We start from the raw sequence: 24,179 nt of genomic DNA, 5'->3' as shown, positions 1-24,179 counted from the left end.
TCAATCCCGGCCTTTGGCCCTAAGCAAAGGCTTGGTGCTCCTAGTGACTCAACATCCCAGCTCGATCCAACTGATCCGCGTGCAGCTCAAGCCAGTGGCAAGCCAAGTTCGATAGCGAACGACCTTGAACATCGCTCTGCTTGAGCATCCGCTCATAGAGCGCCCAAGGCACGGTGATGGTCACGCGCTGCGGCTTTCGGATGGCCAGCTCGTAGCGACGAGGGTCCAGCACTGTCTTGGAGGAGATGGCGAGACGACGCTCCGGGGACATCGTGAGTGAATGAATCCTGAAGGAACTATTAAGGGTCAAGTGGTTATTGATCAACCCTTTTTCGAAGCGGCGACATAACCGAAAAGCCAATGAGACACTGCAATTGCTATCGCGCTGCCGTTAAGCCTCTAGCGAAAATGTAGTCATATCCAGAAGCTTGCAACAAGTGCATACTCGAAAGTGCTGCACACTGCTGCGGAATTGCCGCATCGGCAGTCTCGTGAGACTCGGCAGAGGCCCTCTGGGTTCTTGGGTCCGTAGAGGTTTCCCAGGCTTGGTTGTTGAGCGCCATGATCCAGGTGGTGACGACGGCGATCGGCTCAATGGGCTGGCAGCGGCGTGCTGTGTGTGATGCCTTGAGAGGTCGTTGCTTTGCTTCCTTCGTCTATTGGTGCTGCAGTCGCTGCCTGTAGGACGGGGCTTGTCAGCCCTTTGTTAGTGCTTTTGGCGGAGATTGCTTCTCTTGGGCTGTTGCTTGAATACAACGCTACAAAGAATATTTATGCGAGAACTGCATAAATGGTGAGTCGCCATTGATTTGGTGTGCCTTGGTGACTACATTCACCCGATCGCGGGGTGGGCAGGTGATCTCTGTTGACGACCTGAAATGTCTAGATATGCAAATATGGCTTCGTTCTGGCGAGGAATGTGCAAAGCGTCTCTTCGTGACGCAAAGTACTATCTCTCGTCGAAACGCTGAAACACAAAAAAACTTTAGGGATCTGGCTTAAGAGGGATCAGTTCGGCGAGTGGCAAGAACAGGGTGATACAACTTTCTTGGATCTCGAAAGAGAAACGCACCAACTCTATCGATTGACTCGTGATGATGAACGGCTTCGACTTGAAGCAACGTTTTGGGCTGGTCCGGCTTTAGCTACGCCAGAGCCTGCAGGGTGGATGAACGGTGTCTGGGATCATTTGGGAATGGTTCGGCCTCTTCGCTTGCTCAAGAAGGGAATCATCGACGCGTGGATCGGAAGCTATCAACCTGATCTCCCTTCGCAAGACGATCCTGATTTTTGCGTGATTGACCTGTGCACAACTCCGGTCAGGCTCGTTGCTAATAAGCTGCACCCCTTGGCTAACAAAAAAGATATCTCCCGGGAAGACCTTGAGGCCTTCCCGGCGCTGTCGCTACCAGATAGCTGGTTCCCGCGCACTGAAGAGTGCCTACGGTCGCATGGCTTGTGGTCGACAGAAGCTCGAATGAAGCGATACAAAAGGCATCTGTGGGACGGCCAGACGGAGGATCAGGCCACCCTTTGCTATGCCACGTGCTTGGGCCTGGAGGTCATGAAGGATCTCACCGTCCTTGATTATGACCTCAATCTCCTGAGTGGTGAGAGCCTTGTTGTCAAAAGAGCTTTAATGGATCAACAAAGAATTCGGGATCTCGTTTCCTGTCTTAAAGAGCGAGTCTTGGAAAAGTCGGCTGTTCATAGTGACTTAATCCCTTGTTTCTGATTGATTCTGATCCCGATATCCTCTTCGCGGTTCAAAGGGTTGGACGTTGGGTCCAGGGTCAGGCTGGGATCAGCCCTGAGCATGCAATTGATTCGCAGCTGAGGGCGAATCGCGCCTCCTGAGGCGGAGTGGATGCTGCTTGAGGCGCTAATGAAGGGGATGTTCTCTCATGCCTGTGTGTGAACCTTAAATTCTCTCGTTTCGCCTGAAATCGTCACGTCAAAAAACCAATCACTTCCATCTGGGCTTCTCCGATTGACTTTCCATTGTTCAATGCGTTCACCTTGCAATGCCAAGTTCAGAGCATCGCCGCTGCATCCCGAGCACTCCACTTCTCGTGAATCAAAGTCAGTCGCAGACACCAAAAAAAGACGTTTCACCTGTGAACGCTCTTGTGAAGTTCTAGTCCAAGGTCACTGCTTTATGCGGTGGCCGAGCTTGAGTCACTGACGCTCTCAAGCTTTAAAGGATCTGGGAAGCCAAGAGCGATTGTTTTGGCACGCTCGTAGAACTTGCTGTCAGTCGCTCCCGAATTCTCCAGCTCTGCAGCCAGCTTGCGCCAGTTGTTCAGTTCCTCTTGATCCATCGGACTTAAAGCTGTGGCGGCGACGCTAGCGAGTCAGCCACGCCGTCATGGTTAAAGCCCAATCCCCCTGCTTGTCTTGCTCCAGGGCAGATCGGATTATTTGCCGCAGTCGCAGCCGCACGCACCTGTTGGGTGGCAAGGTTCATTGTTTGGATGACCTAAGGCGCAAGCCTGAGAGCAGTAGCTCAGGCCATTGCGAACAACGGCTCCAACCTCAGGGACATCACATTTGCAGCGTGGGCAGGCGCATTTGGTCAGTACGGCGGGCATCTCTATCTGGCGGCTAACTCCGTTCTAAGCCAGGTCCTGCTGTTGCGACCATCAGGGTGTCGCGATGCCCTGACCTCTGTACCTCTGATGGTGGAGCTTTCGCCGCATGCTGGCCCCAAGGGACCAGCTGCCATCCCTTCTCCTGTTGTGGACGCGGGTCCCATCCACGGTCACAGTTTGAGTGAGTCACCCACGAACTCATGGCGAATCCAAGGGATCTGATCAACGCTCACCTCTATCCCGTGCTCGCGGCGCTGGCAACGCTCTTCCTTGGGATAGGAATGGTTAACACCATTAAGGCCAACCAAAAGCTTGGTGTCATTGCTGAGCAGGCAGCTCTGTTCAATAGCTGCGTCGCTGTTCATCTCGAAGAGAACAGCGCTTACGTCCCTGATGAAGTTGTTAGCCACTGCAACGGCGGGGCGGAGCCAACAGTGCGCTGAGCCATTGCTGCTGGTGGTGGCGCAGCCGCTAGGACGAGCGGGGTGGTGAGGACCAGCTCAGGCTCGTGGGCTGCGCACTTTGACGGTCATGGCCGATCAACTCTTCAGGTTCATCAGTAGTTGTGCTCAACAGTTCCATGTCGCCATGAGCCATGACTAAGGGGTGTCATGCAGGCACATTGAGGGAAGAAGCCGGGTTGGTGACCGGCTTTTTTCATGCTCCTGAAGCGCAAGTGCGCATGGCGAGCTTGACGCCCCGAGCTAGAACGTCTGTACTAGCTCGCTTCCGATGGCTTCTGATCCGCTGTTCCTTCAAGTCCAGGCTGGCGATTGCGTCCTGGTCGAGCCCCATGGGGCCGAGTGGTGGGTTGGTCAGGTCCTGCACTGCGAGGGTGGAGCCCGCTGTCAGGCCAACTCCTTCTTCCAGATCGCTGATGTCGACACCGGCCGGATCCAAACCGTGAACCCCAACATCGTCACGGGCATCGTCCGCAAGGGGAAGATGGAGCCGGTGGAGTCGCAGGCGCACAAGCCGCGAGTTCTTCAGGCCCGCAATCGGCAGAGCAAGTCCACTCAGGCGCCTGCCAATGCTGTCCACCGGACAGTGGAGATCAGCATCCTCGGCAAGGCCATCTAGGAGAACCACTCGAGCCTTTGCCCCGGGCCTTCGATGGGAAAGGTGCTCTACCGCCGCACTCGACCTACTCCGTATCCGACTGCGAGGCCGGCAGCGCCGCTGGTGAGTCCAATGGCAAGTGCTCGCCGGTCGACTTCGCTCATCCGGCCAACGCTCACAACAGCTACCGCGCTGAGGATTAAGCCGATGACTGCAACGGCTACCGCCTCGAAGCTGCCTGACTTCTGGGCCTTGCCGCTGGACGGCCCTGTTTTGACAATCGCCTTGCGCGTTTGACCTTGTTCCTTGTCAAGTTCGCACTGGAGGTCGCGGATGTCCTTTTGAGGGTTTGTGCTCACGGGGGGCGTGGCCTGTGCCCCCAGCCTTGCTGCCCTCTGCCCAGATGGCAAGAAACTTAGAGAGTTGGCGACTCGCGTGCGAGCCGCGCTGGAACCATTCAAAGCATTCAGCCTGTAAGGGCAGTTGTGGACGCTCTGCACCCGTAATAGCGGTGTCGAGTTGTGGATCACCGGCAAGAAATCCAAGGGTGAGCACACCGCTGCGGAGTGGATGCTGCTCGAGGCTGAGATCAGGAAAGCCAGGCGCACGGCTTGGCGCTGTTTTGGCTGGCCTTGGCGAATGACCCCATATGGGGCTATCGGTGTTGCGCTGACCAGATCGACAGTGACTTCAACCTCGAGAGGGGGGAGCCTGAGATACGCCCCCCCGCACTTCTTCTTTTGATCGAGGGGATCTCGTATGACAGAAACAGAAAGCGAGGCGCTATTCAACGGTGGCTGGAATGTTGTCCCCTTGGACGTCAGCCCAGAGGACAGCGCACAGCGAAAGCGCTTTATTCGTCAGTCTCATTTAGGTGCAAAAGGTCGCCCTCAACCCCAAGAGCAGGAATGACCTCAGTTGCCCACCGCATGAGGTATGGAGAGGTGCTTTCTGGCATCTTCTTGGTACTGACTCTGAATGACTTGGCAATTTGACCCCATTTGGGGCTATCGCCAACACGGCCATCAGTTTTTAACTGGTATGACTCCGAAAGGAGGGACCTGATGTTCATCCCCCCTGACACTTTCCGGTGGGCAGGGGGATTTTTATTGACGGTCACAACAAGCCCTCAGCGGAACTGGTGGGTTGCTGAAGGGCTCGCCGGTGGCATGGCCGGATGGACTCCGCTCAGATGGAGGTGCTCAAGTGCGCCTCTCTTTCAGTTATGGCTGAGGGCAGTCAATGCAATGAAGTGATTGCCCCTATATGGGGGTATCGGTATGTTCTGCTCTGTCCAAGGATTGCATCACCAAAGAGGAGAGGTGTCATGGCTCCATCCTCAATCAAAAATCATCCACAGACTTGTGACGGTAGAACATGCCTCAAATGGTCTCGTGATGGATCTCTGTCTATCAGAGATAAGCAAGAGATCTTAAGACGTCTTTGTGCGCTTGATCCTGAATTCTCGCGCTCTACAGATTGCATGAGCCTTTCAGGACCGACTGAATAAACCATGGAATTACCCGCTGGCATCGCTAAGAAAATCTCTCACCTGGAGGATTCCGAACATGAGTTAATCGCTGCGCTCAATCGTGTCAGAGAAGAGAAGGCGAGGTTGGTCTCTTTGCTCGGCAAGCTTCCTGGTCATCAAGCTCTTCCCTTGGGAAGTCTGGCGCCTGCGTCAGCTCCCTAATTCACTGCCCAGTTGTCGGAATTATTATCGGGTGTGCGATGGCGAGCTCTTCCTGTTTGGAGAGTGCTCGTAGGGCTTGTTCCATCTCCACTGTTGTGACGGCTGACTGAGATGTAGAGCGACAAGAGCGTATGGACCCAACACTTTTGGCTTGATTTGACCAGGCCCTAGGTGCTTGTGCTAACGGCCTTTCTCTCGCTTGAACGTGTAGCAGCCTCCGTGGTAGCCAGTAAACGGCTGGGAGTACGTCACCAACTCCCAGCCGTCATCGCCGAGCTCGTTCATCACCCCACCAAGGGTGATGTCCGGACGCGGCCTTGATCTGAAGATGATTTGTCGTTGATCAAGCCAGAGCTCTTCGATTTCTCCTGTCCAGCTTTTGCCTCGTGGGATGAATCGCAGTTGCGTGTACTCCCACTTCATGTGCGGATTGCTCAGATGAAGAGCCCATCTTCCCACTTCGCACGATTCCAAGTGAAGTGGATTGCAACTCCTGCAATATCTCCCAACGCCACCGCTCGTCATTCGGGAACGTTGTGGTGTAGCCGTTAAGCGATACCTTCTCTTGGATCGGGGCGCGACGACAACTGTGTCCTCGGTGGTTACGGCCTTGGTTGCCTCAGCGGTGCAGGCATAAAAAACGCTCCTAGCAGGAGCGCTTGGGTTGTGTTTGGTGGCGGTGCCTCTAGGACAAGCAGGGCGGTAAGGACCGGCTCTGGCTCGTGGACGGCGCACCAAGACTTTTATCGCCGACTTCAATCGTGAAGGGCATCGGTAGTTCTGCTCAGATTTTCTTCGTACCTTCAGCGTGGACGCCTTCTTGCTGATGACAGCCGCTGTCGTCCATGGGAACAGGGTGATCAGGACTTGGTCGGTGAGTGGCTCCCTTTCAGCGGCAGAGGTGCAGGCCTCGTCGTGCCGCATGTGAGTGGTGTGCGGTGGCCGAAGCGTCTTATTCGCCCTGTCTCGCTGAGGCGCCGACTTGACCTAGAAACTCCATGAATATGTATATCAAGTAGTCGTAACTGTGGGCTATTCTTTATCTGAAATCTTTTCGGCGAGTAGCTTTGCCGCTAACTCTTCAAGGGTGACGCCAAGCTCCTCAGCCTTGGCGCGCAACCAGTCATGCCCGCCCTTTTCGAGTTGTACGACGATCTCAGCAGCGCGATCCAAGTCGTCAGAGGCCACTAGTTGACCTAGATTGTATAGCTAGCCTCTCAGGCCAAGCTTCTCTTCGAGTCTCGAAAGGCGCTCTTCGACGTTCAGCGCCTTGTGCTCTGCAATGGCCTGTTCGAGAGTCTTGGATACAAACTCAGTGGTGGTCAGGCCTTCTCGGATCGAATGAGATTTGATTTTCTGAAGAAGGTCAACATCAATTTTGATGTTCAGCTGGACTTTTTGCATCTGCTGACTCTGTCTCCCCAACGCTAGCGGGGTGAGTCCTTTCACCTGGAGCCCTCGCCCACTTTCCATCGCGAAAGGGCTTTGCTTTGATCGAATGAAGTCCTGAAAAGGATTTGACTTAGGTCGCTTCAGGAGTGCAAGACAACTCTCCAGGCACCAGTTGGGGGCCAGATTGGGAACCTCGCGTACGAGGTTGAACCCAAGCAATCAATCGGGGCGACAGGATTCGAACCTGCGACCTAGTGCTCCCAAAGCACCCGCGCTACCAAGCTGCGCCACGCCCCGTATGAGTGGAGCTTACCGGTCGATCCGGAGGGCTGGCAGCGTCGGCAGGTGCCGTTACAACGGGCCCGCAGTGTTCTCCCCTCCATGGGATTCGACCCGGTTCGAGCTGTTGCTGTTGTCGTGGGGTTGGTCGTGGGCGCCTTGCCCCTCCGCGCTGCTGACCTCCCCGAGAAGCCCCTGCGCATTCCCGCTGACACCCCTGTTGCCGACCTGACACCAGAGCTGGGAATCACCGGGGCGATGCCGGATGCCTTGGCCTGGCCCCTGCGCCCCGGTCAGCCGATTCGGGTGGTCTATCCGCTGGCGGTCAAAGCCAGTGAGGTGGACCCCTACGGCTGGCGCTATTCCAGCTCCCGTGGGGTCTGGCGGATGCATGCCGGCCAGGACCTGGTGGCTCCCGCTGGGACCCCCGTGCTGGCGATGCTTCCGGGCCGCGTGGTCCTGGCGGAGCCGATCGATGGCTATGGCCTGACCGTGGTCCTGGACCATGGCCGCGGTTGGCAGAGCCTCTATGCCCACCTGCAAAGTGCCAACGTCCGTCAGGGCGACTTTTTGACGGCCGCCTCCACCCTTGGCTTGGTTGGCCAGAGCGGCCGAGCCAGCGGTCCCCATCTCCATGTGGAGCTGCGCCAACGTCAGGGTGAGCAGATGCTGGCCCTCGATCCCACTCCTGTTCTGGATCAGGCCACACGCCTGCTGCCGCTTGCTCCGCCCCCCTTGGCGGAAGCCCGCGTTCAACCTTGATCACGATTGAGCGCCCGGGCCTCAGGCTCCACCATGGCTCTGCCTGGCTCCAAGCCCATGGGGTCGAGACCGCGGCGCTGCGTCAGTGCCTGGTTCAAGAGATTCCTTGGGAGCAGCCCCTAGTACGGGTCTTTGGCAAGCAGCACCCCACGCCACGCCTGACCTGCTGGATGGCCGACCCCGGCTGCAGCTACCGCTACAGCGGCCAGGTGCAGCCGATTACCCCCTGGACTCCCTCAGTGCAGGCGCTCAGGGATCTGTTGGAGCACGAGTTGGGGGTTCGCTTCAACAGCCTGCTGCTCAATCGCTACCGCAGCGGAGCCGATCGCATGGGCTGGCATGCCGATGACGAACCGGAACTCGACAACAACGCTCCCATCGCCTCCTTGAGTGTCGGTGTACCCCGCGATCTGCGCTTTCGGCCCCGCTCTGCGGGCGAGGCGCCTTTTTCCGTCTGCCTTGATGACGGTGATCTCTTGGTGATGGATCCGCCCACCCAGGCCCACTGGCAGCACGCCCTTCCGGCGCGCGCTCGGGTCAAGACCGAGCGGATCAACCTCACCTTTCGGCGGATTCAGCCCAGAACGGCGATGCAGTCGATTTCCACCCGGGCGGCCTTCGGTAGTGCCGCCACCTCGACGCAGGCCCGAGCCGGTGAGACCCCCTCTCCGAAGACCTCGGCGTAGAGCGCGTTCACCTTGGCGAAGTCGCCCAGATCGGCCAGGAATACTGTGGTGCGCACCACCTGCTGAGGCGTGCAGCCGGCTTCCTTGAGTACCGCCTGCAGGTTGCTCAGCACCTGCCGGGTCTCCGCTTCCACATCACCGCCTCCGACCATCGCGCCGGTGCTCGGATCCAGGGCGATCTGGCCGGAGCAATAGAGCATCCCACCAGCCTTCACGGCTTGGTTGTAGGGGCCCACCGGTGCTGGAGCTGCTGCGGTTGTTACCGCCTCAATCGCTGGAAGGGTCATTGCACGAGAGGATGTGGCGCCGAGCCTATGGCGAACCCGCTGAATGCCCCCTGAGATGCCCAGTCCTGATCTCCCCCAGGAGCCGCAGGTGGAGCTCAGTGGTCTCTGGCATCGCTACAGCGGTCCCGCTTCCAACGGTGACTGGACGCTGCGCGACATTGACTTCCAGCTCAAGCCCGGCGAGTTGGTGGGTCTGCTGGGGCCCTCGGGTTGTGGCAAGACCACGCTGCTGCGGCTGATTGCCGGCTTTGAGAAGCCCGAGCGCGGCTCCGTTTCGATTGGTGGCCGCCCCGTGGCTGGTCAGGGACGTTGGTTGCCGCCCGAGCGCCGCGGCGTGGGAATGGTCTTTCAGGACTACGCCCTCTTTCCCCATCTCGATGCCTGGCGCAACGCCTGCTTTGGCCTCAAGCGCGGCCAAGACAGCAGCCGAGCGGCCTGGCTGTTGGAACTGCTCGGCCTGAAGGGCCTTGAGCGCCGCTATCCCCATGAACTCTCCGGCGGGCAGCGGCAACGCCTGGCCTTGGCCCGCGCCTTGGCTCCTGGCTGCTCCTTGGTGCTCCTGGACGAGCCCTTCTCCAACTTGGATGTGGAGGTGCGCTTACGCCTGCGCGCTGAGCTCCCAGGAGTCCTGGCCCGTTGCGGCGCCAGTGGTGTGATCGTCACCCACGACCCTGAGGAGGCGATGGCGATTTGTGATCGGGTGGCTGTGCTCGAGTCCGGGCACCTGCATCAATGCGCCAGCCCTCGGGATCTGGTCACCGCCCCGGCGACCTCCTTTGTGGGGCGCTTTGTCCTCCAGGGGAACCTGCTCCCGGCTCAGGTCCAGGAGGGCCAGTGCGAGACGCCGATCGGAGTCCTGGATCCGGTGGATCAGGCCGCGACAGTTGGACCGGCCAGTGCCTCAGAGGTCCTGGTGAGCCAGCAGGCCATCGAATTGGTCCCGGACGATGACGCCGAGGCCTGGGTCGTGGGCAGGGAATTCCTGGGCCGCGAATGGCTGTACCAGGTGCAGCTCAACGACCTGCGGCTGCGCCTGCGTCTGCCCCTGGATCTCAATTACTCCCGCGGCCAGCGCTGTCACCTGCGCCTGCGCTCGGGTGAGCCGGCCCGCCTTTACCCCAGCGGGACAGCTCTCATCGCCCGCGGCTGAGCCCTAGCCGCGCCACAGATCTTTGTGGCCGCGCAGTTGCCGCAGGGCAGCGGCGTTTTTGGCCCGCATAAACAAGTTTGTGGCCTGCTCAAGGCCAATGCTGCTGGGAATGGTGGGACGTCCCTCGCTTCGAAGCTGCTGGACAAACGCAAGCCGCTTTCGGATGGCTTCGTTCTCGGGTTCCACTTCCGCGGCCCAGCGCAGATTGCCTTCGGTGTATTCGTGGGCGCACCACACCCGGGTGTCGGCCCCCAGGGCGCTGAGGCTTTGCAGGGAGCTGAGCATCTGCTCCGGCGTGCCCTCAAAGAGTCGCCCGCACCCACCGGCAAACAGGGTGTCGCCGCAGAACAGCTCCGGCGCTTCCTCGGCCTCGGGCTCCAGTGCATAGGCAATGTGATGGCGAGTGTGGCCGGGCACCTCGATCACCCGCAGCCTTCGTCCCAGCAGCATGAACTGATCGCCCCCCTGGACCCCTTGGGTCTGCAGCGGGATCCGCTCTCGATCAGCGGCACTGGCGATCACGGCCGCCTGGGGCCAGCGCTGCAGCAACCCCGGCGCCCCGCCGATGTGGTCGTTGTGGTGGTGGGTGTGCAGGATGGCCTCGAGCTCCAGGCCCCTCTCCTCCAGCCAGGCGACCACTGGCTCGGCCACCGCTGGATCCACCACCGCAGCACCGCGGCCGCCGCCGTGCAAGACGAACACGTAGTTGTCGTTCAGGACAGGGATCAGCGAAACCGTTGTGGCGGCATGCATCGTTAAAGTCCCGGTTCTGGCTGCCAACCATGATCACCGTCGCGCTGGCCAAGGGAGCCCTGCTGAAGGACTCGGTTCGCCGCTTCGCAGCCGCTGGTCTGGATTTCGCGGCGGTGCTTGAGCCTGGAAACCGCCAGCTGATGGTGCCCAGCGTCTGCGGCCGGGCCCGGGCCCTGTTGGTCCGTAATGCCGATGTCCCGGTCTATGTGGCCTACGGGCAGGCCCAACTTGGGGTGGTGGGCTACGACGTCTTGAAGGAACACCAGCTGCCTGTCGCTCAGTTGGTGGATTTGGGTTTCGGTGGTTGCCGGATGAGCGTGGCTGTGAAGGCCTCCAGTCCCTACCGCCGTGCCAGTGATCTGCCGGCCCACTGCCGCATCGCCAGCAAATTCACCCGCTGCGCAGAAGAGCATTTCGAGGCTCTGGATCTCCCTGTGGAGCTGATCCATCTGGCGGGCTCTGTGGAGCTGGGTCCGATCACCGGCATGAGTGAAGCCATCGTCGATCTGGTGGCCACGGGGCGCACCCTTGAGGAGAACGGCTTGATTGCCATCGAGGATCTGTTCCACTCCACCGCTCGTCTGGTGGGCCATCCACTGTCCCTGCGACTCGATTCCGGCCCGATCCAATCGATCGTTGATCAGATCGCCAGCGCAGGCGCCTGATGGCCAAGCGTGATCGTCAGCGCCTGGTGCGTCTTCTGCCCTACCTGGGGCGGGACCGAAAACGCCTCCTCCTCACCGTGGTGCTTCTGATCCCCGTGGCGGGGGCAGCGGCGGTTCAACCCCTGCTGGTGGGGCAGGCGATTTCGGCGTTGCGTCAGGAGCCCGTTTTGCCCTGGCTGCAGGCCCTGCCCCTTTCGGCCCAGTTGCGGACACTGGTTCTCCTGCTTTCGGTGGCGGTCTTGATCCGCCTTGGCCTGCAGGGGCTGCAGAGCTTCAACGTCCAGGCCGTGGGGCAACGCCTCACGGCTCGGATTCGCAACGACCTATTCGCCCATTCCCTCGATCTGTCGCTGCGCTTCCATGACCGCACCCCGGTCGGCAAATTGCTGACGCGACTGACCAGCGATGTCGATGCCCTCGCTGAGGTCTTCGGCAGCGGCGCCGTGGGTTTGCTTGCTGATCTGGTGACCCTGATGGTGATCGCTGGAACGATGGTGGCGATCGAACCCCGCCTGGGGGTGCTGCTGCTGGCTGTGCAGTTGCCCGTCACCTTGACGATGCTCTGGCTGCAGAAGCGGTATCGCAAGGCCAATTACCGAGTCCGCGAAGAACTTTCTCAGCTGAATGCGGATTTGCAGGAGAACCTGCAGGGTCTGGAGGTGGTTCAGATGTTCCGCCGGGAATCCCACAACTCAGCCCGCTTTTCCCGCACCGCTGATGCCTACCGCAGTGCGGTCAACGGCACGATCTTTTATGACTCCTCGATCTCGGCTCTGATCGAGTGGGTTTCCCTCGGGGCGATTTCCCTGGTGCTGGCCCTGGGGGGCTGGATGGTGACCGCTGGAGCCATGGGCCTCGGCACCCTGACCACCTTCATCCTTTACTCGCAGCGTCTGTTTGATCCCCTGCGCCAATTGGCAGAGCGCTTCACTCAGATCCAAGGGGGCCTGACCGCCGTGGAGCGGATCGGTGAATTGCTTGAAGAGCCCGTTGAGATTCAGGAGCTCCCCCTCAACCAGCGCTCCGCCGCCGCCATCCGTAGCGGTAGTGATTTCAGTAGTGCCGGTGAGGTGGTCTTTGAAAACGTCTCTTTTGCCTATCGGCCTGATGATCCGATCCTGACGGATCTCTCCTTCCGCATTGCCCCTGGGGAGCATGTGGCTCTGGTGGGACCGACCGGTTCGGGCAAGACCACGGTGATCCGTCTGCTTTGCCGTCTGTACGAACCCCAGCAGGGCCGGATCCTGCTGGATGGTGTCGACATCCGGGAGTTGCCCATCCCCACCCTTCGCCATCGCTTGGGGGTCGTTCTCCAGGACACGTTCTTGTTCAGCGGCAACGTCGCTGACAACCTCCGCCTCGATGGTGCGGTCAGCGATTCGGAGCTCGAGCGCCTCTGCTTTGAGCTGGGGCTCGAGCCCCTGCTGGATCGACTCCCTTCCGGTTTGGCCACGGAGCTGCGGGAGCGCGGGAGCAACCTCTCTTCCGGTGAGCGTCAGCTGCTCTCGGTGGCGCGGGTGGCGATCCGCAACCCATCGGTCTTGGTCATGGATGAGGCAACGGCGTTTCTGGATCCCTCCACCGAAGCCACCCTCCAGCGGGACCTCGACAAGTTGCTGCGCCAACGCACGGCCATCGTCATCGCTCACCGCTTGGCGACCGTTGAAGCAGCCCATCGGATCCTGGTGCTCCAGCGCGGTCGCCTGATTGAAGAGGGGACCCACTCGGCTCTGCGGGCCGCCGGTGGGCTCTATGCCCAGTTGGCTGAACTGCAGGAACGCGGCCTGGCCAAGCTCTAGGCCAGGGTTCGATCCAGCCAGTTCTCCATGACCTGGGCCAGTTGCCCTGGGGCCGTTCGCATCGGCAGATGCCCCTCCCCGTTCAACTCTTGGACCTCTGCGCTTGGCGCATATCCCGCCAGATGCCTGACATAGCGCGGTTCCATCACGCTGTCCTTGCTGCCGACCACCCAGAGACTGGGCACCGTCAGTTGGCTGGCCAACGCTGGGAGCTGGCGCACGGCCCCGCGCTGCATGCTGCAGGCCAGGAGTCCACGGGCGGCGCGGAGTTCAGCCACCAGAGGGCTGCGAATGGCTTCAGTTCCAGGCAGTTGCGCGAGCCAGGTGGGGCGCCAGCGCAGAAAAGCGGCTCCGCCATTGCGCACCATCCGAAAGGGACGTGGCTGATAGACCCCGCCCCCCGAGGCGATCTGGATGATGCCCCGCAGCTGCTCCCCCAGTTGGGGGGCGGCATGCAGGACGAGGCTTCCTCCCAAGGAGTGGCCGATCAGGACAATGGGCCGGCCCTGGGCCCGTTCCTGGGCGGCCTCGGCGAGCCAGCGGCCATAGCTGACCAGGTTGGTTCTCAGCTCTTTCGGGCGTTGGCGTTGGCCAAAGCCCGGTAGATCAGGGGCCCAGCAGTCCCACCTGGGCTCCAGGGCCTGGGTCAACGGCTCCCAGAGCCGCCCTGAGAGCAGCCAGCCGTGCACGCCAACCAGCAGAGGTGCAGCCTTCAGGGATCCCAATGCAAGAAACGGACCCAGCCTGCATCAAGGGGGTGACCTGGTGGGTCAGGATCAACCCAGCACTGGAGCGGATCCCGTTCTGATTGGTTCCACCGCCACTGAACTGGAGGGTCTCTACGGCCGGGACTATCGCCTGTGCGCGACTCCCAATCCCCAGGCCTCCTTGGTCTTGAGCCAGGAGCGGGAGATTGATCTCTATGAGCTCGAGCAACTCACCGATGCGGTGGGTTGGAGCCGTCGTCCCATGCGGCGGGTTCGCAAAGCCCTGGAGCACAGCCTCTTGGTGGTGGCCCTCTGGCGCCATGACACGCGCCTGCCCCGCCTGGTGGGCTTTGCCCGTTGCACTGGCGATGGTGTGATTGAAGCCACCGTCTGGGATGTGGCCGTTCATCCCCACTACCAAGGCTTGGGCCTGGGCAAACAGCTGATGCAGTACGTGATTGAGCGCCTGCAGCAGATGCAGGTGGAGCGCATCAGCCTCTTTGCCGATCCAGGCGTGATCGAGTTCTATGGCGCCCAGGGTTGGGAGCTGGAACCGCAGAATCGGCGCTGTGCCTTTTGGTACGCCCCCTAGCCGTTTCGGTAGTAGCGCTGAGCGAGGGCTTCCGCTATCGCACCCTGGCGCCAGTCCCGCCGCAGGGCGGCGTTGCGCTGCGCTGTCCTCAGCACCCCATCCCGTTTCCAGCGGCGACCATCGATCGTTAAGGGCTGGCCCAGCCGGCGGATCGGGGCCAGTGGTTGCAGCCGTTGGATCAGATCCAAATCCTCCATCAGCGGTAGTGGCCGCATCCCGCCGGCCTGATTCAGCAGGGAGCGGGGGAGCAGGAGCCCTTGATCGCCATAGGGCAGGGCCCTGATCCTGCAGCGCCACTGGACGGCGAACTCCAGCAGCCGCAGGTTGGCTCCGGTCGCGGCGACCTTGAAATCGAAATACCAAGCTGCAGGGGGCTTGGCCATGGCTCGCTCCACCAGTGCCCCCCAATGGAGGGGGAGTCGCGAATCGGCATGCAACAGCAACAGCCACAGAGACGTTGAGGCCCCAATGCCAACTTGCAGTTGCAGTCCCCGATTGGCTTGGCTGCGAACCACCTGTGCACCTGCCAGTTGGGCCACGGCAGCGGTCTCTGGATCAGGGCTGGAGTCCACCACGATGGTCTCCGTCACCAGGTCCGGAGGAGCCTGCTGCAAATCCGCCAGCAATAGCGGTAGCCGCTGCGCTTCCTGGCGAGCGGGAATCACGACGGTGAGGGATGGCCGGTTCATGGCGGCGGCAGCTGGCAGCGCAGCCAGTCCTCAAGATCACTGCGTTCATCGAGATCGTTCTGCTCCCGCAGCAGGCTGACCGGCAGCTGAAGCGCGCTCGCGGCCGCGAGGCTTCGCTCCAGCACCTGGTCGCTGCCCCAGGGAATGCCACTCATGAGATGGGCGCCGCCGCTGCAGAAGCCAGAGCGGTTCCAACCAATCAACCAGTAGCCGCCATCGCGGGCCGGCCCGAAGGCCAGCGGCGCCTGAAGCAATGCATCAGCCGCGTCTTGCAGGTCCCGGGTTTCCAGGGCCGGTAGGTCCGTGCCGATCACGAGCACCCGTTGCGCCCCCCCCTGGAAGGCCCGGCGCAATTGCCGCTGCATGCGGCAGCCCAGGTTTCCGCCCCCTTGAGCACCCAGGCGAATCCCTGGAGCAAGGGTCTGCAGCTCCTGCTGCCAGCGGCGCAGTGCACGGGGGGCCAGTCCATCGACGGCGACCTGGAGGGAGTGGTTGTTCCCTTGACTCCAGTGGCCGCTGACCTGAAGGGTGTGGTGCGTGAGCCGTCGTTGTATCTGGGCGGCCGCCCAGCGACCCGCATGGCGGGCCAGGCGGGTTTTGCAGCGCCCGGGGGCCGGCCAGCGGGCCATGACCACCAGCGTGAGAGGGGCTGCCACGGCTGCGCTTACTTCCCGCGGGGGAGTTCAGCGGGTTTGATCTGCAGGGTCAGGGTCCGTTCTTTTCGCTGGATCACGATCGCCAGGTTCTGGCCGACGCGTCCCTGGTCCACGGCGACCTGCACTTCAGAGGGGTTCTTCACCGGCTTGCCCCCCACCTGCTCGATCAGGTCACAGGAGCGCATGCCTCCCTTGGCGGCGGGACTGCCGGGGATGACCTCCACCACCACGACGCCCTTGGTCTCCGGCAGACGGCATTCGGCATCGGTGGCATTCACTTCTCTGGCTAACTGCGGGGTGAGGGCCTGCAGCCGAACACCGATGTACGGGTGTGAGACCTGGCCGCGATCGAGGATTTGGGCAGCAATCTGGCGCCCGAGGTTGATCGGGATGGCAAAGCTCAGGCCCGCCCCAGGAGCTTGTCGGATGGCGGTGTTGATCCCAATCACCTGGCCCCGGTCATTGATCAGTGGCCCGCCGCTGTTGCCCGGATTCACGGCTGCATCGGTCTGGATGTAGGGAACCCGCTGCCCCTCCCCCAGGGCATTGGTGCGTTGCACCGCGCTGATGATTCCCAAGGTGACGGTGTTGTCGAGACCCAGGGGGTTGCCAATGGCGATCGCCCATTCCCCAGGACGCACGCTTTTGGAGTTACCCAGGGGCGCCACCGGCAGGTTGGCTGCGGCCACCTTCACCACGGCGACATCGGTGATCGGGTCCGAGCCCAGCACTTTCCCTTTGAAGTTGCGGCCATCGGGCAGGGTCACGCCCACCTCATTGGTACCCTCCACCACGTGCGCGTTGGTCAGGATCACCCCGTCGGATCGGGTGATGAAGCCCGAGCCTTGACCCTGCTGTTGCTGCACCGACGGGCCACTGCCGAACAGTCCGCCCATCGGGTTGACCACCCGCCGCACCGTGTCGATCCGAACCACCGCTGGTCCCACCTTGTCGACCGCGTTCACAACAAAGCTTTTGCCCCCTGGCAGCGGTGCGGCGGCGGGGGCATCGCTGACCTGAGCGGGATCACCTCCCTTGCCGCCGTTCCAGCCCGGCAGCCGCAGGACACCCGTGGCGCAGCCGCTCAAGCCCATGCTCAGCAGCAGGCAACCCAAGGTGAGCTGGGGGCGAACGCCATGCATCAAACGGGTCATGCGGAGCGAAGGTGTGGGGCAGGTGTTCAGGCGCATCATCGGAGACACTCCCTCCTCAGACCACCCCTATATTCATGAACCCCAAGGGACGTCGTGACGGTGCAGCAGGGAGAAGCGCTGTGGCGTCAGGTTCAAGAAGCACTCCAAGGGAATCTCTCCAAGCCCACGTTTGAAACCTGGATTCGTCCAGCCACGTGCGTGGCCCTCCAGGGCAATGAGCTGCAGCTGCTTGCGCCCAACACCTTCGCCTGTGGTTGGCTGCGCAAGAACTACCTGAGCACGATTGCCGCGGTGGCCAGCGAAATCGCTGGACGCTCGATTGCGGTCAGCGTCGAAGCCGGTGGCGAGTCGGCCCAGGGCATCACCCTCAACGGCCAGCCCCCAACCACCGCTGGCGTTGACGTTTCCCAGGGCAGTTCAGCTCCCCAGCAGCGCACCGCCACTGGCGAGGCCCCCAGGAAGTTGGCTCCGGGCCTCAATCCCCGCTACGTCTTTAATCGCTTTGTGGTGGGGCCCAACAGCCGCATGGCCCATGCTGCGGCCTTGGCCGTTGCCGAAGCCCCCGGCCGTGAATTCAATCCGCTCTTCATTTGCGGTGGGGTGGGTCTGGGTAAAACCCACTTGATGCAGGCCATTGGCCACTACCGCTTGGAGATTGATCCAGAGGCCCGCGTCGCCTACGTCAGCACCGAGACCTTCACCAACGACCTGATCCAGGCCATCCGCAAGGACGGCATGCAGAAATTTCGGGACCGTTATCGGGCCGCCGATCTGATCCTGGTGGACGACATCCAGTTCATCGAGGGCAAGGAATACACCCAAGAGGAGTTCTTCCACACCTTCAACGCCCTGCATGAGGCCGGGCGTCAGATCGTGATTGCCAGTGATCGCCCCCCCAGTCAGATCCCCCGTTTGCAGGAGCGCTTGATCTCACGCTTCTCCATGGGCCTGATCGCCGACATCCAGACGCCCGACCTGGAAACGCGGATGGCGATTCTTCACAAGAAAGCCGAGCACGAGCGGGTCAGCCTGCCTAGGGACTTGATCCAATACCTGGCGGGTCGCTTCACCTCGAACATCCGTGAGCTGGAGGGTGCCCTGACACGTGCGGTGGCCTTCGCTTCGATCACTGGTTTGCCGATGACCGTGGAATCGGTCGCCCCGATGCTCGAACCCGCTGGCGTCGAAGTGGAGGTCACTCCCGATCAAGTGCTCAGCAAGGTCGCCGAGGTGTTCGGGGTTGGAGTGGATGAGATGAAGAGCGCGAGCCGCAAACGGGCCGTCAGCCAAGCGCGCCAGGTGGGGATGTATCTGATGCGCCAAGGCACCAACCTCTCCCTTCCCCGCATTGGCGATGCCTTTGGCGGTAAGGATCACTCAACTGTGATGTACGCCGTTGAGCAAACCGAGAAGAAACTGGGAGCTGACCCCCAGTTGGGCCGCCAGGTTCAGCAGGTGCGGGATCTGCTGCAGATCGATTCCCGTCGCCGCACGCGTTAGGACTCAGCCGGTGATGGGTTCACTGGGGTCCAGACCTTCGACCTCGCCGGAAAAGACTCGGCTGGCGGTGATGTCTTCGGCCTCCAAGGTCATCAGATCCAGTTTGGTGAGCTGACTGCTGTTCATCACATTGAACAGGCGATTGGCTTGGCGCATCCGAGCACGATCGATCGCATTGCGGATGGAGCGGGCATTGGCAAAGAACGGCAATTGCATCCGCCGATCGATGTAATCCGTGAAGGCCGCAAGGGCTTCATCGCTGAAGCGGTAGTTCTCCTCCGCCAGGATCAGCCGGGCAATCGCTGATAGCTCCGCGGCGCTGTAATCCGGGAAGTCGATGTGATTGGCGACCCTGGAGGAGAGGCCTGGATTGCTTTGGTAGAAAACATCCATCCGCTCCTTGTAGCCCGCAAAGATGACCACCAGGTCATCACGGTTGTTCTCCATCACCTGGAGCAGGATCTCGATCGCCTCTGCTCCGTAGTCCCGTTCGTTTTCGGGGCGATAGAGGTAGTAGGCCTCATCGATAAACAACACCCCGCCCATCGCCTTTTTCAGCATCTCCCGGGTCTTCGGAGCGGTATGGCCGATGTATTGCCCCACCAGGTCGTCACGGGTGGCGGTGACCACATGGCCTTTGCGCACGTACCCAAGCTTGTGCAGGATTTGCGACATCCGCTCGGCCACGGTTGTCTTGCCCGTTCCTGGCCGGCCCGTAAAGGACATGTGCAGGCTTGGGGCCGTGGTGGAGAGGCCCACTTGCTTGCGGGCCCGGTCCACCACCAGCAGGGCAGCAATTTCACGGATCCGGGTTTTGACCGGTTTGAGTCCGATCAGCTCTTGGTCGAGTTGATCCAGAACTCCCTGGACCTCAGCCCCTTCGTAGGCGGCCTGAAGATCAACTGGCGTGTTGTCGGGCTGCTCAGACGAGGCCATCGATGGCAGCGGCAAACACATGGTCAGCCTCGCCGATGCTGGCCTTCTCCTCCTCGGGCCGCAGGGTGATGTTCACGTATGTACGTCCGAAACTGATGTCGGGGTAGCGCCCCTCCTTTTCGCAGAAGTCGTTCAGGCGATCCAGAAAAGCTCGGTTGGCCGCGTAGTCCTCAAATTCGATCCGACGCTCCAACCACTCGACACGATCGGGCCTGGGCCGGGGATTCCAGAGTTGATCCATTCTTTGACCCTAGGCCGCGAGGCAATCGGTCCGGCCGATGACGAGTCGAGCAGCCCAGGAGGCTGCATAGGCGCGGTTGGCCTCCTGCTCCTCGGGGTTGGTGGTGTCCAAGGGGTGGGGCATGGTGCCGCTGATGGCGGCGTTGGTCACGCAGAACATCGACTTCTGGAAGCTGCGGCAGATCTTTTCGCGCACGTCCCCTTCGCCGCGGGTGCGCTCTAGATACCACTGGTGCAAGCGATGCGGCAGATGGCGATACATGTCCTGCATCAGCAGGCTGGGGGGAACACCGGCACCCATCGTCGGCAGTGGATCGGCGTAGAGGGCGCCGTAGGTGAAGGTCGCCTGATCGGGGGAGATTTGCTGGGCCTGGGCGTTGTAACTGACGGTCCCAAGGAAGGGCATCCCCCGCAGGAAGACCGCCTCGACGTAGGGAACAGCCACATCCACGAGGAAGGTCAGCTTGGCCTCGGGCGGAAGGACCCAGAACTTCTGTCCGCCGATCATCACTCCGTATTCGATGGGGTTTGCGGCGGCGGCCACCAGCCCCTGTTTGATGAAGTCGACGACATCGGGTATCGAGCGCACTTGAGCGGAGCGTTCAGCCTTGGCCAAATCGATAAATAGATCGCTCATCACCCGCCAGAACTGACCCAGCGCATGGGTTGTGGCGGCATTGCGGATCAATTCGCTCAGGAAGTCTGGGAAGAGCGGATGCAGGATGGCGAGCAGCGGATCGCGGCGACGCTTGGTGGCAATGATCGCCTTGCAGTTGTCCTTGAAGGCCTCACTGTCGAAGTAGGCATCCATTCCACCGGTGGCATGCCAGAGCATCCCCTTCATGCAGTACTCGGCGTACTCGAAGTTGATCCTGTCGTGGTTGAGGTGGCGCCAGATCTTCGCCGGGCTGAGGTCCCCGTCGAGATACTTGAAGATCGGGAATGGATTGAGGAACTGATGCTCCCCCTGGAAGATCAAATTTTTGCTGTAGGCATCGAGCACCTCGCCATAGCTCTCGAGCACATCGACCACCTCGATCAGGTGATCGGGGGTATCGGTTAGCAAGGTCTCACCGCCAATGAGCTTGGCGATGATCTGGTCGGTGTCGAGGCCGGGGTTGCTGTGAACCAGCTCGGCAGGAATAACGGGCATCTCAGCTCACTCCCATCGATTGCAGGGCCAAGGCGGTGATTGAGGTCTCGCTCAGATAACTGAGGCCAAACGGTAGGAGACCCAGCCCAACAATGGCTGCGGCAAGGGCAATGGCCGGGTAGGTCTCCCGGGGGGCCACCGGGGCCAGTTGGACGTCCAGACGTGCGTCCTTGATTGCATCTTCGCTGTCAGGCGTAATGGACAGGCGGCCAAAGAAGGCGCGGTTCACCAGAAGGAGGAAGTAGACCGCCGTTAGACCCGATCCCACCATCGAGAGCAGGGTGGCAACGGGGAAGGCGGCAATGCTGCCCCGGAAGACCAGGAACTCGGAGATGAATCCGGCCATCCCAGGCAGTCCAGCACTGGCCATCACCGCCAGGATCATCAGGGTTCCGGTCAGGGGCAGTCCCTTCTCTGGGCTCAACAAACCATGGAGCACCTTGAGATCCCGGGTGCCGGTCTTGCGATAGACGATCCCCACCAAGAGAAACAGCAGTGCCGAGATCAGACCATGGGCGACCATCTGGAAGACAGCCCCCAGCAGGCTGATGGGGGTGTTGGCCGCGGCGGCCAAGAGCACATAGCCCATGTGGCCGACGGAGCTGAAGGCCACCATTCGCTTCATGTCGGTCTGGGCAATGGCCGCCAGGGAGCCATAGAGCACCGAGATCGCTGCCCAGATGGCCAGGCCAGGGGCCAGTTCAGCCCAGGCTTCCGGGAAGAGTTGCAGCCCGAAGCGCAGCAGGCCATAGGTGCCGAGCTTCAGGAGAACACCGGCCAGCAGAACCGAGACGGGGGTCGCCGCCTGGGTGTGGGCATCGGGGAGCCAGTTGTGCAGCGGCACCAGCGGGATCTTGATGCCAAAGCCCAGCAGGATGGCCACCAGCAGAACGATCTGCCCGCCCATGGCTAAGCGATCGGACAGGACCGGGGTGATGCTGAAGTCCACGCTGCCGGTCAGCAGGGCCAATCCAAGGAACGCCCCCAGGATCAGCATCCCGGAGATGGCCGTGAAGATCAGGAACTTGGTCGCGGCGTAGGACTTGTTGGCACCTCCCCAAACGGAGATCAACAGCCAAAGCGGAATGAGTTCCAGCTCATAGAAGAGGAAGAACAGCAGCAGGTTGTCGGCGATGAAGGCCCCGTTCACAGCCCCGGTGATCAGCAGCAGCATCGCGAAGTAAATCCGCGGTCTCCGGTCGATGTCGCGGGTGATGATCGCTGACACCAAGGTCAGTGCTGCGTTGATCAGCACCAAGGGCAGGGAGAGGCCGTCGATCCCGAGGGAATAATCCAGGCCAATTCCAGGCAGCCAGCTGTGGAATTCCTGCAGCTGCATTCCGGGAATGCTGGGATCGAACTGGACGGTGATGGCCAGGCTGGCGACCAGCTGGATCACCAGGATTGCGATCGTGATGAGACGAAGCCGCCCCAGGGCTTGTTCCCCAGGCCAGAGCAGCAGGGCGGCGGCACCCAGGAAGGGGATCAGAAGGAGAGAACTCAGCAACATCGATCAACCACCCCGTCCGATCTGCAGAACACCGAGCAGCAAGACGATGGCCACAAGGACTGTGAGCACGTAGCTCTGCATCTGGCCGCTGACACTGAGCTTCAGTCCGTTGGCCGTTGCCATCGAGAGGCGACCCACACCATCGGCCATCCCTTTGACCACGTTCAGATCAAACCAGCGGGTGAATTGCGCCAAGTTGGCCACCAGGCTCACCACCGTGCGGTTGTAGATCTCCGGTGTGTAGAAGTCGTAGGCCAGCAGGTCCTGCAGGGTTCGTACCCAAGGTGTCGTTGAGCGGGACCAGAACTGATCAAGGGGAATCAGGGCTCCAATCACCACGCCGATCAGTCCGGAGACCGAGACCGCAACGCCCACCGGAATACTGAAGGAGGCGATCCCTGGTACGGGATCGATGCGCTGCATCATCGCGGGCAGCAGTAGCACGATCACGCTCAGGCTGACCATTGGCAGGGCCATCAACCAATTGACCTCAGGTGCACGCTTGGTCTTCGGCAGAGGCTGGCCAAGGAACAGGGAGCGATAGACCCGGGTGGAGTTCGTGGCTGTCAGCAGGTTGGTGAGCAAGAAAACCACCGCAAAGCCCGGGGCGCTGTCCTGGAGGCTGTTGACCATCAAGCCGTAGCACCAGAAGGAACCCAGGGGCAGGAGTCCGACCACACCGGCGCTGCCGATGATGAAGGCCAAGGACGTGGCTGGCATGCGGGTGCCAATGCCGCCTAGTTCGGTCAGGTCCTGACAGTTGGTGGTGGCGATGATGCTTCCAACGCCCATGAACTGCAGCGCCCGGGCCAGGCCATGGGCAAAGAGCAAGAGCAGGGCAATGCCTGGCAGCTGGAGGGCGATCGCGATGAAGACGAGACCTAGATAGGAGGTTGTCGAATAACTGAAGGCGCGTTTGAGGTCGACCTGGGCCAGGGAGACCAGCGCTCCGCCGATGGCACTGATCGCTCCCACCGCCAATAAGACGTCTGTTGCGACCGGAGAGAGCCGAACGATCGGCATCAGCTTCATCAGCACAATCGCGCCGCAGGTCACCACGACGGAATTCCTCAGGATCGAGGCCGGGTTTGGTCCCTCCATGGCTTCATCGAGCCAGAGGTGCATTGGGAATTGGGCACATTTGCCCATCGGACCTGCGATTAGTCCCAGGCCCAGCAGGCTGATGCCGACCGGTCCGAGGGCACCCGTTCCTTTGAGGTTGCCGGCCCAGTCGTAGAGGTCGGTGAACTCCATCGAGCCTGCAAAGGCCGAGAGTGCGACCACCCCCATCAGCAGCAGAACATCTCCAACGCGCTTGGTCAGGAAGGCGTCGCGGGCGGCGGTCACGACCAGGGGCTGGGCGTACCAGAACCCCACCAGCAGGTAGGTGGAGAGGGTGAGCATCTCCAGCAGGAAATAGCTCATAAAAAGGTTGCTGCTGAGCACCACCCCGCTCATGGCCCCTTCAAAGAAGCCAATCAGGGCGTAGAAGCGGGCCAGGGACCACTCTTTATCGAGGTAGCCCAGCGCATAGACCTGGCAGATCAGGCTCATCGTCGCGACGAACTCCAATGCCGCGAGGTTCGTCAGCGAGAGATCGAAGCCAATGCGCAGGTCCAGGTCAGCGGCTTGAAACCAAGCCAGATCGACATGCTGGGGACCGATCTCGTAGACCGAGCTGATCACGACGCTGCCGTGGATCACCGCTAGCAGGGTGACGAGAAGATTGAGGTAAGCCGCAGGCCGAGGGCCGTTCCGCTTAATCCAGCCAGTCGCCCAGGGCAACGACAGGAGCATCCCGCTGAACCCGTACAGCGGGATCAGCCAGATCAGTTGCAGGGGAAGGGGAAGAGCAGCGCTCAAACGGTTTAAGAATTGGGCCGCCGAAAGCGGCTTCGGCGGCGGAATCTAAGCGCTTCTGATCCA

The 24,179-nt window shown here is 61.1% G+C and carries 29 protein-coding genes and 1 tRNA gene; 10 read left to right on the top strand and 20 right to left on the bottom strand.

Annotated features, from left to right (window positions below; all coding sequences use genetic code 11):
* Positions 1-40: 40 nt before the first annotated feature.
* Positions 41-271 (bottom strand): ribbon-helix-helix domain-containing protein, encoded by a 231-nt coding sequence (locus ACLM42_RS06710; protein WP_415398590.1) that lies wholly within the window; start codon positions 269-271, stop codon positions 41-43.
* Positions 272-552: 281 nt separating this feature from the next.
* Here ACLM42_RS06710 and ACLM42_RS06705 point away from each other — a divergent pair, with 281 nt between their 5' ends.
* Positions 553-684 (top strand): hypothetical protein, encoded by a 132-nt coding sequence (locus ACLM42_RS06705; protein WP_415398589.1) that lies wholly within the window; start codon positions 553-555, stop codon positions 682-684.
* A 364-nt stretch (positions 685-1,048) separates the two neighbouring features.
* Positions 1,049-1,735 (top strand): LysR substrate-binding domain-containing protein, encoded by a 687-nt coding sequence (locus tag ACLM42_RS06700; protein WP_415398588.1) that lies wholly within the window; start codon positions 1,049-1,051, stop codon positions 1,733-1,735.
* Between the two features lie 421 nt (positions 1,736-2,156).
* On the opposite strand, the gene ACLM42_RS06695 is transcribed toward ACLM42_RS06700, so the two are convergent.
* The 3 genes from ACLM42_RS06695 to ACLM42_RS06685 all read right to left on the bottom strand — a co-directional run bounded on the left by ACLM42_RS06695 (position 2,157) and on the right by ACLM42_RS06685 (position 3,001).
* Positions 2,157-2,321 (bottom strand): hypothetical protein, encoded by a 165-nt coding sequence (locus ACLM42_RS06695; RefSeq protein WP_415398587.1) that lies wholly within the window; start codon positions 2,319-2,321, stop codon positions 2,157-2,159.
* Between the two features lie 96 nt (positions 2,322-2,417).
* The gene (locus ACLM42_RS06690; RefSeq protein ID WP_247910677.1) at positions 2,418-2,591 is read right to left on the bottom strand and encodes a metallothionein; all 174 of its coding nucleotides are present in this window, start codon (positions 2,589-2,591) and stop codon (positions 2,418-2,420) included.
* Between the two features lie 170 nt (positions 2,592-2,761).
* On the bottom strand, positions 2,762-3,001 hold the full coding sequence (locus ACLM42_RS06685; protein ID WP_415398586.1) for a hypothetical protein: 240 nt from the start codon (positions 2,999-3,001) through the stop codon (positions 2,762-2,764).
* A gap of 322 nt (positions 3,002-3,323) precedes the next feature.
* On the opposite strand from ACLM42_RS06685, the gene ACLM42_RS06680 reads away from it, so the two are divergent.
* Positions 3,324-3,671, top strand: a complete 348-nt coding sequence (locus ACLM42_RS06680; protein ID WP_415398585.1) for a DUF3104 domain-containing protein — start codon at positions 3,324-3,326, stop codon at positions 3,669-3,671.
* A gap of 47 nt (positions 3,672-3,718) precedes the next feature.
* Here ACLM42_RS06680 and ACLM42_RS06675 read toward each other — a convergent pair whose 3' ends face one another.
* The 5 genes from ACLM42_RS06675 to ACLM42_RS06655 all read right to left on the bottom strand — a co-directional run bounded on the left by ACLM42_RS06675 (position 3,719) and on the right by ACLM42_RS06655 (position 7,032).
* Positions 3,719-4,009 carry a hypothetical protein gene (locus ACLM42_RS06675; RefSeq protein ID WP_247910680.1) on the bottom strand — a complete coding sequence of 97 codons (291 nt, stop codon included), beginning with the start codon at positions 4,007-4,009 and terminating at the stop codon, positions 3,719-3,721.
* A 1,514-nt stretch (positions 4,010-5,523) separates the two neighbouring features.
* The gene (locus tag ACLM42_RS06670; protein ID WP_247910681.1) at positions 5,524-5,766 is read right to left on the bottom strand and encodes a hypothetical protein; all 243 of its coding nucleotides are present in this window, start codon (positions 5,764-5,766) and stop codon (positions 5,524-5,526) included.
* Positions 5,767-6,375: 609 nt separating this feature from the next.
* Positions 6,376-6,516 carry a hypothetical protein gene (locus ACLM42_RS06665; protein ID WP_247910682.1) on the bottom strand — a complete coding sequence of 47 codons (141 nt, stop codon included), beginning with the start codon at positions 6,514-6,516 and terminating at the stop codon, positions 6,376-6,378.
* Positions 6,517-6,552: 36 nt separating this feature from the next.
* Entirely contained in the window at positions 6,553-6,792 is a 240-nt protein-coding gene (locus tag ACLM42_RS06660) for a hypothetical protein (protein ID WP_247910683.1), read from the bottom strand.
* A 166-nt stretch (positions 6,793-6,958) separates the two neighbouring features.
* Positions 6,959-7,032 (bottom strand) — tRNA-Pro (locus ACLM42_RS06655).
* Between the two features lie 48 nt (positions 7,033-7,080).
* Here ACLM42_RS06655 and ACLM42_RS06650 point away from each other — a divergent pair.
* Both ACLM42_RS06650 and ACLM42_RS06645 read left to right on the top strand, forming a co-directional pair.
* Positions 7,081-7,776, top strand: coding sequence for a M23 family metallopeptidase (locus ACLM42_RS06650; protein WP_415398584.1), 696 nt, complete (start codon positions 7,081-7,083; stop codon positions 7,774-7,776).
* Positions 7,773-8,462 carry an alpha-ketoglutarate-dependent dioxygenase AlkB family protein gene (locus ACLM42_RS06645; protein ID WP_415398583.1) on the top strand — a complete coding sequence of 230 codons (690 nt, stop codon included), beginning with the start codon at positions 7,773-7,775 and terminating at the stop codon, positions 8,460-8,462. The genes ACLM42_RS06650 and ACLM42_RS06645 overlap by 4 nt, the downstream gene beginning before the upstream one ends.
* On the opposite strand, the gene ACLM42_RS06640 is transcribed toward ACLM42_RS06645, so the two are convergent.
* Positions 8,351-8,749 carry a Rid family detoxifying hydrolase gene (locus tag ACLM42_RS06640; RefSeq protein ID WP_247910688.1) on the bottom strand — a complete coding sequence of 133 codons (399 nt, stop codon included), beginning with the start codon at positions 8,747-8,749 and terminating at the stop codon, positions 8,351-8,353. The two genes, ACLM42_RS06645 and ACLM42_RS06640, sit on opposite strands and share 112 nt — an antisense overlap.
* Before the next feature lie 55 nt (positions 8,750-8,804).
* Between ACLM42_RS06640 and ACLM42_RS06635 the strand changes: the two genes are divergently transcribed.
* The gene (locus ACLM42_RS06635) at positions 8,805-9,899 is read left to right on the top strand and encodes an ABC transporter ATP-binding protein (protein ID WP_415398582.1); all 1,095 of its coding nucleotides are present in this window, start codon (positions 8,805-8,807) and stop codon (positions 9,897-9,899) included.
* A 3-nt stretch (positions 9,900-9,902) separates the two neighbouring features.
* Here the strand turns inward: ACLM42_RS06635 and gloB are convergent, their stop codons facing one another.
* Positions 9,903-10,652: a hydroxyacylglutathione hydrolase gene (gloB, locus tag ACLM42_RS06630; RefSeq protein WP_415398581.1), complete on the bottom strand. Its 750-nt coding sequence runs from the start codon at positions 10,650-10,652 to the stop codon at positions 9,903-9,905.
* Between the two features lie 29 nt (positions 10,653-10,681).
* Here gloB and hisG point away from each other — a divergent pair, with 29 nt between their 5' ends.
* Both hisG and ACLM42_RS06620 read left to right on the top strand, forming a co-directional pair.
* Positions 10,682-11,317, top strand: coding sequence for an ATP phosphoribosyltransferase (gene hisG, locus ACLM42_RS06625; protein WP_247910692.1), 636 nt, complete (start codon positions 10,682-10,684; stop codon positions 11,315-11,317).
* Positions 11,317-13,116: an ABC transporter ATP-binding protein gene (locus ACLM42_RS06620; protein ID WP_415398580.1), complete on the top strand. Its 1,800-nt coding sequence runs from the start codon at positions 11,317-11,319 to the stop codon at positions 13,114-13,116. Before hisG ends, ACLM42_RS06620 begins: the two co-directional genes overlap by 1 nt.
* Here ACLM42_RS06620 and ACLM42_RS06615 read toward each other — a convergent pair.
* Complete coding sequence (locus ACLM42_RS06615; protein ID WP_371820623.1) at positions 13,113-13,841, bottom strand: alpha/beta fold hydrolase; 729 nt, start codon at positions 13,839-13,841, stop codon at positions 13,113-13,115. The two genes, ACLM42_RS06620 and ACLM42_RS06615, sit on opposite strands and share 4 nt — an antisense overlap.
* Positions 13,842-13,920: 79 nt before the next feature.
* Between ACLM42_RS06615 and ACLM42_RS06610 the strand changes: the two genes are divergently transcribed.
* A complete protein-coding gene (locus ACLM42_RS06610; protein ID WP_415400144.1) occupies positions 13,921-14,415 on the top strand; it encodes a GNAT family N-acetyltransferase in 495 nt (164 codons plus the stop codon).
* Here ACLM42_RS06610 and ACLM42_RS06605 read toward each other — a convergent pair.
* The 3 genes from ACLM42_RS06605 to ACLM42_RS06595 are packed head-to-tail and all read right to left on the bottom strand — an operon-like array spanning position 14,412 to position 16,902.
* Positions 14,412-15,104, bottom strand: a complete 693-nt coding sequence (locus ACLM42_RS06605) for a TIGR04283 family arsenosugar biosynthesis glycosyltransferase (RefSeq protein WP_415398579.1) — start codon at positions 15,102-15,104, stop codon at positions 14,412-14,414. The genes ACLM42_RS06610 and ACLM42_RS06605 overlap by 4 nt on opposite strands.
* The gene (locus ACLM42_RS06600) at positions 15,101-15,760 is read right to left on the bottom strand and encodes a TIGR04282 family arsenosugar biosynthesis glycosyltransferase (protein WP_415398578.1); all 660 of its coding nucleotides are present in this window, start codon (positions 15,758-15,760) and stop codon (positions 15,101-15,103) included. Before ACLM42_RS06600 ends, ACLM42_RS06605 begins: the two co-directional genes overlap by 4 nt.
* 8 nt (positions 15,761-15,768) lie before the next feature.
* Positions 15,769-16,902 carry a trypsin-like peptidase domain-containing protein gene (locus tag ACLM42_RS06595; RefSeq protein ID WP_371820726.1) on the bottom strand — a complete coding sequence of 378 codons (1,134 nt, stop codon included), beginning with the start codon at positions 16,900-16,902 and terminating at the stop codon, positions 15,769-15,771.
* 105 nt (positions 16,903-17,007) lie between these two features.
* Between ACLM42_RS06595 and dnaA the strand changes: the two genes are divergently transcribed.
* Positions 17,008-18,414, top strand: a complete 1,407-nt coding sequence (gene dnaA / locus ACLM42_RS06590) for a chromosomal replication initiator protein DnaA (protein ID WP_247910698.1) — start codon at positions 17,008-17,010, stop codon at positions 18,412-18,414.
* A gap of 3 nt (positions 18,415-18,417) precedes the next feature.
* Here dnaA and cbbX read toward each other — a convergent pair whose 3' ends face one another.
* The 5 genes from cbbX to ACLM42_RS06565 are packed head-to-tail and all read right to left on the bottom strand — an operon-like array spanning position 18,418 to position 24,116.
* A complete protein-coding gene (gene cbbX / locus ACLM42_RS06585) occupies positions 18,418-19,350 on the bottom strand; it encodes a CbbX protein (RefSeq protein ID WP_415398577.1) in 933 nt (310 codons plus the stop codon).
* Positions 19,337-19,591 carry a 4a-hydroxytetrahydrobiopterin dehydratase gene (locus ACLM42_RS06580; protein WP_415398576.1) on the bottom strand — a complete coding sequence of 85 codons (255 nt, stop codon included), beginning with the start codon at positions 19,589-19,591 and terminating at the stop codon, positions 19,337-19,339. The genes cbbX and ACLM42_RS06580 overlap by 14 nt, the downstream gene beginning before the upstream one ends.
* Before the next feature lie 9 nt (positions 19,592-19,600).
* Positions 19,601-20,743 (bottom strand): CO2 hydration protein, encoded by a 1,143-nt coding sequence (locus ACLM42_RS06575; RefSeq protein WP_415398575.1) that lies wholly within the window; start codon positions 20,741-20,743, stop codon positions 19,601-19,603.
* Between the two features lies 1 nt (position 20,744).
* Positions 20,745-22,253 (bottom strand): NADH-quinone oxidoreductase subunit M, encoded by a 1,509-nt coding sequence (locus tag ACLM42_RS06570; RefSeq protein WP_415398574.1) that lies wholly within the window; start codon positions 22,251-22,253, stop codon positions 20,745-20,747.
* 3 nt (positions 22,254-22,256) lie between these two features.
* Positions 22,257-24,116 (bottom strand): NAD(P)H-quinone oxidoreductase subunit F, encoded by a 1,860-nt coding sequence (locus tag ACLM42_RS06565; protein WP_415398573.1) that lies wholly within the window; start codon positions 24,114-24,116, stop codon positions 22,257-22,259.
* Between the last annotated feature and the right edge of the window lie 63 nt (positions 24,117-24,179).

It is taken from the genome of Synechococcus sp. W4D4, from assembly GCF_047716805.1.
In the GTDB taxonomy this organism is placed as follows: domain Bacteria; phylum Cyanobacteriota; class Cyanobacteriia; order PCC-6307; family Cyanobiaceae; genus Vulcanococcus.
The sequence above is the reverse complement of the archived record's forward strand: the minus strand, read 5'-3'. Positions and strand labels throughout refer to the sequence as shown.